The 12,641-nt window shown below is 61.9% G+C and carries 9 protein-coding genes and 1 pseudogene; 4 read left to right on the top strand and 6 right to left on the bottom strand.

All coding sequences use genetic code 11. The annotated features are described in order from the left end of the window. Nucleotides 1-102 precede the first annotated feature (102 nt). On the top strand, nucleotides 103-588 hold the full coding sequence (locus RQP55_RS06145) for a hypothetical protein (RefSeq protein WP_315609311.1): 486 nt from the start codon (nucleotides 103-105) through the stop codon (nucleotides 586-588). Nucleotides 589-776: 188 nt separating this feature from the next. After that, nucleotides 777-3,419, top strand: coding sequence for a TonB-dependent receptor (locus tag RQP55_RS06140; RefSeq protein ID WP_315609310.1), 2,643 nt, complete (start codon nucleotides 777-779; stop codon nucleotides 3,417-3,419). A 60-nt stretch (nucleotides 3,420-3,479) separates the two neighbouring features. On the opposite strand, the gene RQP55_RS06135 is transcribed toward RQP55_RS06140, so the two are convergent. Genes RQP55_RS06135 through RQP55_RS06125 form a run of 3 tightly spaced genes read right to left on the bottom strand, consistent with a single transcriptional unit; the run spans nucleotide 3,480 to nucleotide 5,101 of the window. Then, complete coding sequence (locus tag RQP55_RS06135; RefSeq protein WP_315609309.1) at nucleotides 3,480-4,262, bottom strand: sulfite exporter TauE/SafE family protein; 783 nt, start codon at nucleotides 4,260-4,262, stop codon at nucleotides 3,480-3,482. Nucleotides 4,263-4,266: 4 nt separating this feature from the next. Further along, nucleotides 4,267-4,779, bottom strand: coding sequence for a rhodanese family protein (locus tag RQP55_RS06130; RefSeq protein ID WP_315609308.1), 513 nt, complete (start codon nucleotides 4,777-4,779; stop codon nucleotides 4,267-4,269). Between the two features lie 4 nt (nucleotides 4,780-4,783). Next, nucleotides 4,784-5,101, bottom strand: coding sequence for a metalloregulator ArsR/SmtB family transcription factor (locus RQP55_RS06125; protein WP_315609307.1), 318 nt, complete (start codon nucleotides 5,099-5,101; stop codon nucleotides 4,784-4,786). Between the two features lie 71 nt (nucleotides 5,102-5,172). On the opposite strand from RQP55_RS06125, the gene RQP55_RS06120 reads away from it, so the two are divergent. Next, nucleotides 5,173-6,057, top strand: coding sequence for an MBL fold metallo-hydrolase (locus RQP55_RS06120; protein ID WP_315609306.1), 885 nt, complete (start codon nucleotides 5,173-5,175; stop codon nucleotides 6,055-6,057). Here the strand turns inward: RQP55_RS06120 and RQP55_RS06115 are convergent. Continuing rightward, entirely contained in the window at nucleotides 6,054-8,906 is a 2,853-nt protein-coding gene (locus tag RQP55_RS06115) for an insulinase family protein (protein WP_315609305.1), read from the bottom strand. The two genes, RQP55_RS06120 and RQP55_RS06115, sit on opposite strands and share 4 nt — an antisense overlap. A gap of 53 nt (nucleotides 8,907-8,959) precedes the next feature. Further along, on the bottom strand, nucleotides 8,960-9,742 hold the full coding sequence (gene purC / locus RQP55_RS06110) for a phosphoribosylaminoimidazolesuccinocarboxamide synthase (protein ID WP_315609304.1): 783 nt from the start codon (nucleotides 9,740-9,742) through the stop codon (nucleotides 8,960-8,962). A 359-nt stretch (nucleotides 9,743-10,101) separates the two neighbouring features. On the opposite strand from purC, the gene RQP55_RS06105 reads away from it, so the two are divergent. Next, entirely contained in the window at nucleotides 10,102-12,591 is a 2,490-nt protein-coding gene (locus RQP55_RS06105; RefSeq protein WP_315609303.1) for a TonB-dependent receptor plug domain-containing protein, read from the top strand. Here the strand turns inward: RQP55_RS06105 and RQP55_RS12065 are convergent. Then, nucleotides 12,553-12,641, bottom strand: a pseudogene (locus RQP55_RS12065) (integrase catalytic subunit); the annotation flags it as partial. The gene RQP55_RS06105 and the pseudogene RQP55_RS12065 overlap by 39 nt on opposite strands.

Below are 12,641 nucleotides of genomic sequence, written 5' to 3'. Positions count from 1 at the left end.
AAAAAAGCCCGTGAATCTGCGCCTTTTCGGGCATAAGCTGGAATCTGGAAACAAGGATCGCCGGTTATGAAGTTTCATCTTGCTGCAATGCTTGGGGTGCTCTTGCTGACCAGCCCGGCCAATGCTGAACGCCTGAAATTCGACCACCGTCTGTCACCGCCCCTTAAGGCGGTGTTTGATGCCAATGATCCGGACATGATCGCGTTTAATGATACCAATCCGCGATACGTTACCGACCTGATCGCAATCGAAGGAGCGTCCGCCAAGGATTGGATCCAGGCCCTGCTGATCGTAGCCCGCACGCCCGACAAGAAAGTCCGCACTGTTGCGGAATGGGTCGCGGAGCTGCAAGCGGAGGGGCAGCGTCTTTGCCCAAGCACCTTCCGGACCTTGGCTTCGGACGAAAGCTCAGCCACGTTTGAGCGTCAATCCACTGGATGCCGGGCGGGCTACCCGCCCGTGGCAATCTATCGGATCGTGGCCGGCAAGCGTTCACTGTTTTTGCTTGGCTTCATGGACAAAGGCGAACTCACCGAGCAAGAACGGCGGGAGTGGCAGGCGGTCCTGGCCTCGGCCACCATTGATTGACAAAACCCCGGGTCTGACAGCGTCGTCATCTTCCTGTCGTATTAGCGTCAGGCAGAATACGCGGAAGCGACACATCCAGATCCTAGTGGCGGCCTTGAGGTCGACAGGGGGTCGATTCGCATACCTGCAACACCCCTGGGTTCGGCGTCACAAAGATTGCTGAAATACACTCTCAGGGAAGAAACCCAATGAACCGCTTCAACGCACGTTCGACTGCATCGATCCTTGCCCTCGCGACCGCGCTGGGCCTTGCTGGTACGGCCCATGCTGCCGTCACCGTGACTGCCGATGCCGTCTTCGTCGATGCGCCTGCTTCTGAAGGTGGCGCTGATGAGCAGCAGGATGCTGCCGCCGCTCCCGCCGCCACCGCGCAGAACGATGGCCTTACCGACATCGTCGTGACCGCAACCAAGCGCGAAACCAACCTCCAGCGCACGCCGATTTCAATCTCGGTGATGGGATCGGAAACGATCCGCGAACGCAAGGTCCAGAGCCTGCTCGATCTCGCTGATGGTGGGGTTCCCAGCTTGCGCGTAGCTCCGTTTGAATCGCGCCAGTCGGCTCTGACAGTCGGCATCCGCGGGATCGTGCCGCTTGATGCCAACCAGCCCGCCCGTGAACAGGGTGTCGGCATCTATATCGATGGCGTCTACCTGGGGCGCCAGCACGGTCTCAACACCGGCCTGTTTGATGTTGAGCGCGTCGAAGTGCTCAAGGGGCCGCAGGGCACTCTGTTCGGCCGCAATACCGAAGGCGGTGCGGTCTCGATCGTGTCAAAGGCGCCAACTGGCGAATGGGGCGGTCGGATCGACGGCAGCCTTGGCAATATCGGCAGCTATAATGCCGGTTTGCACCTGAACCTTCCGGAAGTTGCAGGCTTCTCAATCAAGCTTGATGGCGTGATTGCTCATCAGGATGCCGTGACGGCAAACCCGTTGGCTGATCAAGCCGGCTGGGGGCAGTTCCATCGCAAGGGGCTCCGCGCCGCAGTGCGCTGGCAGCCGGTTGATGGGATCACCAACGATTTCTCCTTCGATACCGCACATGATGAGAACTCGCCGTTCTACAGCCAGCTGTTGAACTACAATCCGAATAACTGTCAGAGCGGCGGCACCAACGCTGCCCCGCTGCCAATTCCGGCGGGCAGCACCTGTGTTACTCCGGGTACTGATTTCATCGGGACTCAGGGCACGATCAAGCCGCTTACGCCGGGTGTTGTCGTCAATGGCACCACGCTGATGCGCGTGGCCGATATCGGCGTTCCCCAGAAGGTTACCGTGGACAAGACCTTCGGCTACACGAACGTCTTCAAGTGGAAGATTGCCCCCGAAATCGAACTGCGTTCGATCACCGCCTGGCGCGGGGTCGAAGTTGAGCAGAACGATAACGCCGGTGGTCTGCACCGCGTCCCGGTGGTCAACCTGACTGCGTCCTGCGCCGGTGCCAACTGCGCTTTCAGCCGCTACAGCCGGGCCGACCTTAATCAACGCCAGTTCAGCCAGGAAATCCAGGCTGTTGGTTCGATCGGATCGGTCGATTACGTGGCGGGCTTCTATTATTTTAACGAGCGCGTCAGCGACGATGCTGCGACGCCGAACTCGATGGGCGCCACCGCTGTAGTCACAAACGGGGTCGTAACCGGTGCGACCTTTGCCCCGATCCCGTTCTGCACTGGCGCAGCCGTGCCCAGCCTTGGCGCTGCTGTGCAGGGTTGTTCGATCGACCGTGCATCCAGCGTCCGCTCCAAGAGCTATGCGGCCTACGGCCAGGCCACCTGGAACGCGAGTGAGCAGCTCCACCTCACCGTCGGTGGGCGCTATACCAAAGACAAGAAGCAGGGCGAGCTGCTGTGGTCGCGCGGCGTTAACTACGCTGCGAACCCGACGGTTGCCGCGACGAACGGTTATACCCCGCTCGACAAGGAATGGAGCCGCTTCAACCCGATGGCAACGCTTGCCTATGACTTCAGCAATGCCGTTCATGCCTATGCCAAGTATGCCACCGGTTATCGCGCCGGTGGCGCCAGCTCTCGTACTTCGGACTACCGTGCGTTTAACCCGGAAGACGTGAAGAGCTATGAAGTGGGCCTGAAGGCCGATCTGTTCGATCGCCGTGCGCGCCTCAACTTGGCGGCTTACCTGATGGACCGCAAGGGCAGCCAGGTTGACCTGTCAACCATCCAGCCTACAGCGACTGGCAACTTCAACAACCTGGTTACCTTCAATGCGCCGGGTACGACCAAGATCCGGGGGATCGAGGCGGACCTGACCGTGAAGCCGACCGATCGTCTGAAGTTCGACCTGTCCTATGCTTACACCTACACCGACATTCCGGCGGTTCCGGTCACCTATCGCGAGTTCACTTCGGCCGGTGCGCCGACTGGTCAGTCGACTACGGTGCTTCAGAAGTTCTACATCGTCTACACGCCGCGCAACGCGGCCAGTGCCTCGGTGGATTATGAGCTGCCGTTGGGTGCTGCCGATACCAAGATCAAGTTCCACGTTGATGCCAACTATTCGCAGGCAACGCAGAGCTTCGATCAGTTTGCGGTCAAGGCCGATGAAAGCTTCATCGTGAACGCGCGCCTATCGGTGATTGACATCGATGTGAGCGGCACCAAGCTCAATCTGGGCTTGTGGAGCCGCAACGTGTTTGACAATCAGCTAGTTTATCGCCGCGATCCGTCGAACAGCCTGCCAGCGGTGCAGTCGAACGCTGCGGCCGGCGTGGCCAACATCACCCGGGTTGGCAACAACAACAACATCTTTGGTGACTACGGCAACTTCAACATGCCGCGCACCTTTGGTGTGGACGCCTCGATCAAGTTCTAAATTTCAGGAATCCTCCCTGACTCGCGGGGCGGCGGACTTTGGTCCACCGCCCCGCTTTTTTTAAGCCAGGCCGTTGCAGATCACGTAGCCGCCGATTGCGATGACCAGGGCGGCAAAGCCCAGTTCCATTGCGCGCTTGCGCGCCGCGAGGCGCTTGCCGAGCGGAATGCCGGTTACTGCGCCGATTATCCCGCCGATCACCATCAGGCCGACCAGCGGCCAGTCAACATAACCGGACAGGGCGTAAGACGTTGCCGTGGTCAGGCCGAGCGCGGTGACCACCACGAGCGAGGTGCCAACTGCCACCCGCAGTGGCATCCGCGTTGCAATGACAAGGCCGGGGACAATCAGGAAGCCGCCGCCAATCCCAAAGAATCCGGCAAGCAGGCCAACAGAAAATCCGGTGGGGATCAGGCGTGGCAGCAGCACCGAGGCTGTACTCCGTTCCAGCCGAACGTCGGGGTTGTCTGCGGTTTTACGCGGGCGGAGCATCGAAAGGCCGACGATCACCATCAAGGCTCCGAACAGGACGAGCAGCCGCTGTCCGTCCATCGCCTTGCCTGCCTCGGCACCCAGCGCTGAACCAAACACCCCGGCAAGTGCAAAGGTGAGCGCGCAGGGCCACTTTACATTGCCGCTGCGAGCATGACCGGCAAGGCTGCTGGCCGCATTGAGCGCCACCGCGACAGCTGCCGTGCCGATCGCTGCGTGGGGTGACGGGACGCCGACCACGTAAACCAGCAACGGCACGGCGAGAATCGATCCCCCACCGCCAACCAGGGCCAGCACCAACCCTATTGCCGACCCGGCAGCAATTGCGGCGAGGATTGTCTCAGGGCCCATTGGCTCAGGCCGCCGCGCGGCGGTTCCAGGGCATCAGGGCCAAGACCTTTGCCATGCCGCACCAGCCGCTCACACCGGCAAAGGTGAGGCCAGCACCAACAAAGGCGCTGAGGCCGATCCACGCCTGGTTGACGGTGAAGGACAGGATCACGCCCGTCAGGACGAGCAGGCCGGCAGTGATTTGAACCTGGCGCATGATCTCCAGCGGCGCCTTGGCATCGGTGATCACGGGCAGGCCGGCTTTGCGCCATGCATCGATCCCACCTTCGAGCAGGTATGCTTGGCATGGGCTTGCTGTCGCCAGCTGGGCGGCATTGGCATCGGTGCGCATGCCCGAGCGGCAGTGATAGATGACCGCCGGGGCATCGCCCAGCGCCAACTCATTGCCGAGCGGAATGTTTCGCGATCCTGGGATGCGGCTGCGGGCATGTTCATCGGCCGCGCGGATATCGATCAGGGCTGCGCCCTCGGCAATTCGCGCCTGGGCTTCGGCGGGGGTGATCTTGGTTAGGGTCATGGTTCTAGTCCATCTGGCAATAGAGTTGGTGGAGCGTGACGAGCAGCTGTTCGCAGCGCGGGTCGGCGATGCGGTACCAGGCAACCTGAGCCTCGCGTCGGAAGGCAAGCAGGCCTTCCTCGCGCAGCACAGCAAGGTGCTGTGACAGCGCCGACTGCGACAGGCCAACCGCCTGGGCCAGATCGCCCACGCGCATCTCGCCATGTTCGGCCAACTGGCACAGCACCATCAGCCGGCGCTGATTGCCCATGGCCTTGAGCATGGCTGAAACTTCGGCGGCATTGGCGGCAAAGCGCTCAAGGTCGGTAGTGAGGCTGGACATCGCGGCTCCATATATTAGCTATTGCTAAATAAGAATATGCTAATATATGTCAAGCGCAAAGGAGTCGTCTGATGATCAATTCCCCACATATTCAGGCTTTCTTCGATGAAGCGACCTTCACCGTGACCTATCTGGTCGGCGATCCGGCAACGCAGCAGGCGGCCGTGATTGATCCCGTGCTCGATTTTGATCCTGCTTCCGGCACGGTCTCAACCGCTTCTGCCGAGAGCGTCCTCGCGGCAGCAAATGCGAAGGGCTGGACCATAACCCGCGTGCTTGAAACCCATGCCCATGCCGATCACCTCTCGGCCGCGCCGTTGATCAAGGCCCGAACCGGGGCGCGGATCGGGATCGGTTCCCAGATCGGCGATGTCCAACGAGTCTTCGCTGGAATATTCAACGCACCGGATGTGTCCGGTACCGGGGCAGAGTTCGATGATCTCTTTGCCGATGGCCAGACTTTCTGGATTGGCAAACTGGAAGTCGAAGTGCTCCATACGCCGGGCCATACCCCCGCGTGCATCTCTTACCGGATCGGCGACGCCGTTTTCGTCGGCGATACGCTGTTCATGCCGGACTATGGCACCGCCCGCGCCGACTTTCCCGGCGGCGATGCGGCCGCGCTCTATCGCTCGATCCGCCGGATCCTCTCACTCCCGGCGGAAACACGGTTGTTCATGTGCCATGATTACAAGGCGCCCGGGCGTGCTCATTACGCGTGGGAATCGACCGTTGCCGAGGAGCGGGCCAGAAATGTCCATATCCATGATGGAGTGGAGGAAGCGGATTTTATCAGGATGCGGCAGGATCGCGACAAGGGTCTGGCTGCGCCGCGTCTCTTGCTCCCGTCAGTCCAGGTCAACATTCGCGCAGGGCATTTCCCGCCGGCCGAAGGCAACGCGGTCCACTATCTGAAATTGCCGCTTCAGCTGCCGGAGGGAGCAGACTGGGCTTAGGGATCGATCCCTTCCGGTAGGACCAGTATCTCGAGCCCCTGGTCCGGTTCAAGATATCGCCGGGCCAGCGCGAGGAGGTCTTCCGCAGTAAGCCCGGCAATGATGGCGCGCGACTGGGCGAAGCGATCCAGCTCATCGGACTTTGACTGGGAGCGATTGACCAGCCCCAACCAGCCGGCATTGGTCTTGAGTGCGGCATCAAGATTTTCGAGCAGCGGCGCCCGCGCGCGCTGGACCACGTCGGCGGTGACCGGGGCATTGCGCAGTTCTGTCAGCAGATTGCGGATCGCCGCACGCGTGGCTGCAACTTCCTTCACGTCAACCGAGGCGCGGATATAGAACGTACCGTAACCTGGCCAGGTACGGGGCGTGCTTGCGCCCACGCCGGGGGAATAGGCCTTGCCCAGGGCCTCGCGCAGGGTGTCGGTCAGTTCAACCTGGACCACCCGCTGGAGCAGTTCGAGCGCAATGGCCTGCTTGAGATCTTCACCGTCGCGAGTCGGCCAGTTGTAGGTGAGCAAGGCTTGATCCTTGGCCCCCCTGTGCCGCAGAACGCGCGGAGTGCGATCCTTGGTAAAACTTCGCGCACGCTGTTGGGCATAGGGCAGGAAGGCTGGTTCCCGCGCCGGCAGGGCTCCCAGTGTCTTGCCAACCAATGCAATCGCTTGCGCCTCGTCGAAATCACCGACCAGCGCCAGCTCGATCGCACCCTTGCCGAGGCGGTCAGCCACGGTGTCCTTGAGCTGGGCGAAGGTCAGCTTGCGATAGTCCTCGACCTTGCCGAGCGAGAAGCGCGGGTCCTGATCCGACAAGATGCCACCAAAAGCGGCCGAAAATGCCGAATCCGGTGTCGCGCCGATGGCCGCGAAGAAGTTGTTGATCGTTTGGCGGAAGAGCACTTCGCCCTCGGGCCGGTATCCTGGATCGATCAATTGTGCCGCCAGCACCTGCAGCTGCAATTCGAGGTCGGCCGGGGTGGTTGTGGCCCCGGCGGCGAAGGTCTCCGCACCAGCGCCCATCCCGGTCCCGACTGTCCGTCCGGCCAGCAGGCTGTCGAGCTCGTCGCGCGAATGCTTGCCAAGGCCGCCTTGGCTGAAAACGCCCATCATCTGCGTCGCTAACGGATTTTCACGCGTCGCCAGCATGTTTCCGCCGTCGACCGACAGGCTGACCCAGATCCGATCCTTGGTCAGGTCAGTCCGCTTGAGATTGAGCATGACCCCATTGGCGAAGCGCACCTGGCGGATGCCATAGCGCGGCTCGGTCACGTCGCTGGCGACCTGTCCGGCGGGGCCAAAAGTGGTGTAGGCAAAGGCGCCTGCGGCCTTACTTTCCGGCCTGGTCACCTTGGCCTTGGATGCCGCATCCCAGGCATCGCGCAAGGCCTTGGCGCCCCCTTCGGGTTCGCGCCGCCCCTGAAAACGGATCAGCGGCTGTTCCAGCGGGACCAGTTCGCGCTTGAGTGCAGCGAGCACCGCATCGGGGGTAATCTGCGGAATGAATGCTTCGAGCCGTTCGAGCGAGCGGCTGGGCTTGTCGGGCACGATGTCGTTGGTCACCAGTGCAATCACCGCGCCAAGCAGGGTGCCGTGGCTGCGGGTGCTTTCGCTGGCGGCAGCATTGCGCGCCGCACTGCGTGAATTGGCAATCTGTTCGGCCACTTCGGCCTGGCTGAACCCGAATTCCAGTGCGCGGCGATACTCCTCGGTCGCGGCCAGCAGCCCGCGTTTCCAGCCACCGTCAACCGTCTCTACCGCCAGGTTGGTAGAGCGGCCTTCCTGGAACACATCGCTGGTGCTGACACCTGCACCCCGAAACGGGGGATTTGCTTCGCGCGTGCGGCGCAGCAGGCGGCGATTTAGGATGCCATAGCCAACTTGCCGCAGCAGGTTTTCCCGTCGCTGGGCCAGGCTGTCCGGTTCCTCAAGCCATGGTCCGTGGCGGGTTACGGTTATCCGTTCGGACAGAGCCTGATCAATGAACACGTCCTCGCGCGGTTTGGCCTTGGGGTCGAATGGACCGGCGGGGGGCTGGGGTTCGGCCGGGGCACCTTGCCAGCTCCCAAAGCGGGCCTTGATTACGGCCTCCACGGCTTCGACCGGGAAATCGCCAATGACCAGCAAGGTCGTCTGCGCCGGGACATATTCGCGCCGCCAGAATGCCCGCAGCCGTTCGGCAGTTGCGTTGTTCAGCGTTTCCTCGGTGCCGATTGGCAGGCGCTGGGAATAGCGGGCCTGTGGGTGCAGGAACTGCATCTGGTCTTCGAAATTGCGCAGGGCAAAGGTATTCCGGTCCCGCTTCTCGGCGAGGATAACGCCGCGTTCACGCTCAACCGCTGCCTGGCTGATTGTCAATTCGCTGGCGGTTTCCCGCATCAGCATCAGGGCCGTATCAAGCAGGGCCGGATCGTTGCGTGGCAGGTCGAGTTTGTATTCGGTGCGCTCAAACCCGGTAGAGGCATTGGTATCTGCGCCGAAGGCCAGGCCCAGCCGCTCGAGCAGCTTGACCATCTCACCCTCGGGCACGTTGGTGCTGCCGTTGAAGGCCATATGCTCGACGAAATGGGCAAAGCCGCGCTCGTCATCGGCCTCGTCAAGCGAGCCGGTGCCAACCACCATGCGCACCAGCGCCTGCCCCTTGGGCGTGGCATTGCTGCGGATAACATAGCGCATGCCGTTGTCGAGCTTGCCGAAGCGGTAACCCTCATCGACCGGGACGTCGCTCGCCTCGAACGCCCAGGTGGGCTTGGCGGGTGGCGCGACACTGGCCACCGCGCCCCGCTGCGGTGCGCAGGCGGCGAGTGCGGAGGTTGAAAGAACGAATGCGAACAAAAGCTTGCGTGACGTCATGGGCCAGTTCTTGCCCAGACGCCCGCTGCCTGCAAGCACCAATTGGCGAGCGGTTACTTCCCGCGCAGCTTGCGGTGGGCGGAAAGGTCCAGAACCTCGCTCGGGCCGTTGTCGGTATCGAGCAGGCCAAGCCGCCGGGCTACTTCCTGATAGGCCTCTTCCTCACCGCCCAGGTCGCGGCGGAAGCGATCCTTGTCGAGCTTTTCGCCCGTCACCATGTCCCACAGGCGGCAGCCATCGGGGCTGATCTCGTCGGCCAGGATCACGCGGCTATATTCGCCGTCCCAGATCCGCCCGAATTCAAGCTTGAAGTCGACCAGGCGGATGTTGATCGCGGCGAACATGCCGCACATGAAATCGTTCACCCGGATCGCCATTGATGAAATGTCCTGCATTTCTTCATTGGTGGCCCAGCCGAAGCAGGCGATTTCCTCTTCGGAAACCAGCGGGTCGCCCAGCGCGTCATCCTTGAGGCAGTACTGGATGAGGGTGTGGGGGAGTGGTTCGCCCTCGGGAATGCCAAGGCGCTTGGAGATCGAGCCGGCCGCGACATTGCGGACCAGAACTTCGATCGGGATAATCTCAACCTGCCGCACCAGCTGCTCGCGCATGTTGAGCCGCTTGATGAAATGGGTGGGGATGCCGATGTGGCTCAGCCGCGTGAAGACGTGCTCGCTGATGCGGTTGTTGATCACGCCTTTGCCGTTGATCGTGCCCTTTTTCTGGGCATTGAAGGCTGTGGCATCATCCTTGAAATACTGGATCAGGGTGCCGGGCTCGGGACCTTCGTAAAGGATCTTGGCCTTGCCTTCGTAGATTTGGCGGCGACGGGACATGAGCGGCTTCCCTGCAAGGAAAAATGATAAGCCCCGGCTGGACGAGCCGTAAAAGACTGCTCTGCCGGGGCCCCATTCCTATAGGCAAGCAGAGCCAAAAGGCAAAGCCTTAACCCGCTTCACGCAGCCTCTTTCCACGGCTGCGCCGTATCGCATGCCGGGTTCGGGTGGGCAGCGGGGCAGAGGGGGAACCCGAACCAGCTGGTCTGCTGCCCATAAAAATTGAGCGATGGGTTTGACTGGCTGCTGATAATACGTAAGCTCTCCCTAGACGCCATAAAAGTGGCGCAATGTGGGTAAGCCTCTCCAGCGGGCTACACGCCCGATGACGGAGGCGCCCGTCACGAGGAGGAGAGGTTATGTCAGTGCGCCAGATGCGGATCGGTTCCACGTCATTCATTGCCCTTGCGGTTGCCACCATTTCGGCACCGGCCTTTGCCCAGAACAGCGATGCTGATGATCAGCCAAGCGATGCCAAGGAAATCGTCGTCACCGGTTCACTCATCCGTGGATCGAGCGAAGAGGCGCCCGCACCGGTTGACGTGATCGGCGCCGAAGAGCTCTCCAAGCAGGGCAGCCCCTCGGCGATCGACCTCCTCAAGAACCTGCCCAACTCAAGTGGGATCATCGGCGATGCCAACCAGTTTGATGCGCGCGCCCAGGGCAACGAAGGCGTTGCCTCGGTCAACCTGCGCGGTCTTGGTCCGCAGCGCACCCTGGTGCTGCTGAATGGCAAGCGCATCGTCCAGTCAGGCGGCAGCGGGATCCCGATCGTTGACGTCAACCTGATCCCTTCCGGCGCAATCGGCCGGATCGAGGTGCTGAAGGATGGCGCCGCAGCTACCTATGGCTCGGATGCGATTGCCGGGGTGGTCAACTTCATCACCCGCACCAACCAGGACGGCTTCCGCGCCTCGGCCGATTATCGCTACATTTCGGGTTCAGACGGCGATTATGGCGGGGCAGTCAGCTATGGCCATTCGGGCGATGGCGGGCGGATTTTCGTCTCCGCCGGTTACCAGCGCCGCTCTGAATTGCAGACAGTGGACCGCGACTTCACGATCCAGCCCTATCCCAACAATCCGCAGGGCGGCTGGACCGGGGGTGGCAATCCAGGGAACTTCGATTTCAATGCCACGGTTGGCGGACTAGTCTTTACGACTGATCTGGGCTGCGAGGCCCTGGGTGGCTTCCGCAGCCTGCCCGGATCGAGCACCGACCGCTGCTTCAACCAGTATGGCCTGTTCGGCAACCTGGTTGAGCCGGAAGAACGCTTCCAGCTGTTCCTTGATGCCGAGGTGGATCTTTCCGAAAGCACCAGCCTGCGGATGAATGCGCTGTGGGGGCATTCCGAAACGCGGATCACCACATCGCCCAGCTATCTGCCGACGCTGCCGCCTTCAGCCAATGCTGCGGGCGGCGGGGGCGGGGTGTTCCAGATCCCGACCTATGCCCCGGCGCTGCGTGACTATTGCCGGGTTTATGGCGCAGCAGCAGGCTGCCTCACCGATGCAAGTGGCACGCCGCTGGCACCGGCGCTGGCCTTCCCGGTGCTGTTCCGCCCGGTCCTGCTGGGCGGCAATGCCTTGTTCCCCGGCCGCGGTTCAGCCACTTCGCCGCGCATTTCGGACCAGATGATGGTCACGGCGGAATTGGACACCGCGCTGTCGGAAAAGCTCAACTTCACCACCAGCGTGACCTATAGCCGCTATGACCGTTCGTTTGGCGGCACCGATACCTTCGGTGACCTGTTCCAGAATGCACTGGCGGGCTTTGGCGGCCCGAACTGCGCCTATTCCTCCACGGCATCGCGCGCCGGCCTTTCGGCAACGCAGCTGGCGGCACTGGCGGGGACCAACGGCTGCACCTTCTGGAACCCGTTCTCGACTGCGGTTCAGGGTAACCCGGTAACCGGGCAGACGAACCCCAACTATGCCGGCTCGCGCGGCACCAATGGCCTGTCGACCGCGCCAGGGGCCGGCCTGATCAACGACCTTGGCACGCTTGACTGGATGTTCCAGACGCCCAACACTCAGGCCTTTACGACGCAATTCGTGGCCGATGCGGTGATTTCGGGCCAGACGGGGCTGACCCTGCCGGGTGGCGAGGTGGGCTTCGCGCTGGGCGCGCAGTATCGCCGCAACACCTATAGCCGGCGTTACAACAACATATCGAACCTAGATTTCAACCCTTGCCCTGGCACGCCACTTAACCCGTCGGCGACTTGCACCCCGCAGACCGGTGCCCTTGGCTTCCTGGGGACCAACCGAAATGGCGACAGCAAGGGCGATGTCTATGCGGCCTTTGCTGAATTGCAGCTGCCGGTGACTGATGCGTTCAATGTTCAGTTGTCTGCCCGATACGAAGACTATGGCGGCGCGGTGGGATCGACCTTTGATCCGCAGGCCCGCGCCAAGTTCCAGCTGACTGACTGGCTGGCGATCCGCGGCGGTATTGGCACCACCTTCCGTGGTCCGCCTTCGCAGAGCCTTGCAGGCAACCTGACCTCGCTGCAGATCATCGGCAGCTCGTTCCGGGCGATCGATATCAACGGCAATCCGAACCTCGCACCCGAAAGCGCGACAACTTACAATGGCGGCTTGCTGATCAATACCGGTGGTTTCCGGGCCAGTGTCGATTACTTCAAGTATGACTTCACCGGCCCGATCGAAAGCGAGCCGGTGGCGGGGATCGTGGCGGCTATGTTTGGGGCGAGTGGAACTGCCAATTGCGGCAATCCGGCCTACGCGGCGCTGCAATCACGCTTTACGTTTACTGACCGGCCCCCACTGAGTGGTCCGTTCGGTTTGTTAGTGCATGATCGCCTCCTGCGCCATGGCTGGCCGTAGGTGGAGCGAAGCGGAACCGGAGGGCAGCCATGGCGATGGCGCTGTTTCTG

It is taken from the genome of Novosphingobium sp. APW14 (assembly GCF_032337075.1).
Taxonomy (GTDB): Bacteria; Pseudomonadota; Alphaproteobacteria; order Sphingomonadales; family Sphingomonadaceae; genus Novosphingobium.
Note: the sequence above shows the minus strand (reverse complement) of the source record. Positions and strands in the feature narration are given on the sequence as shown.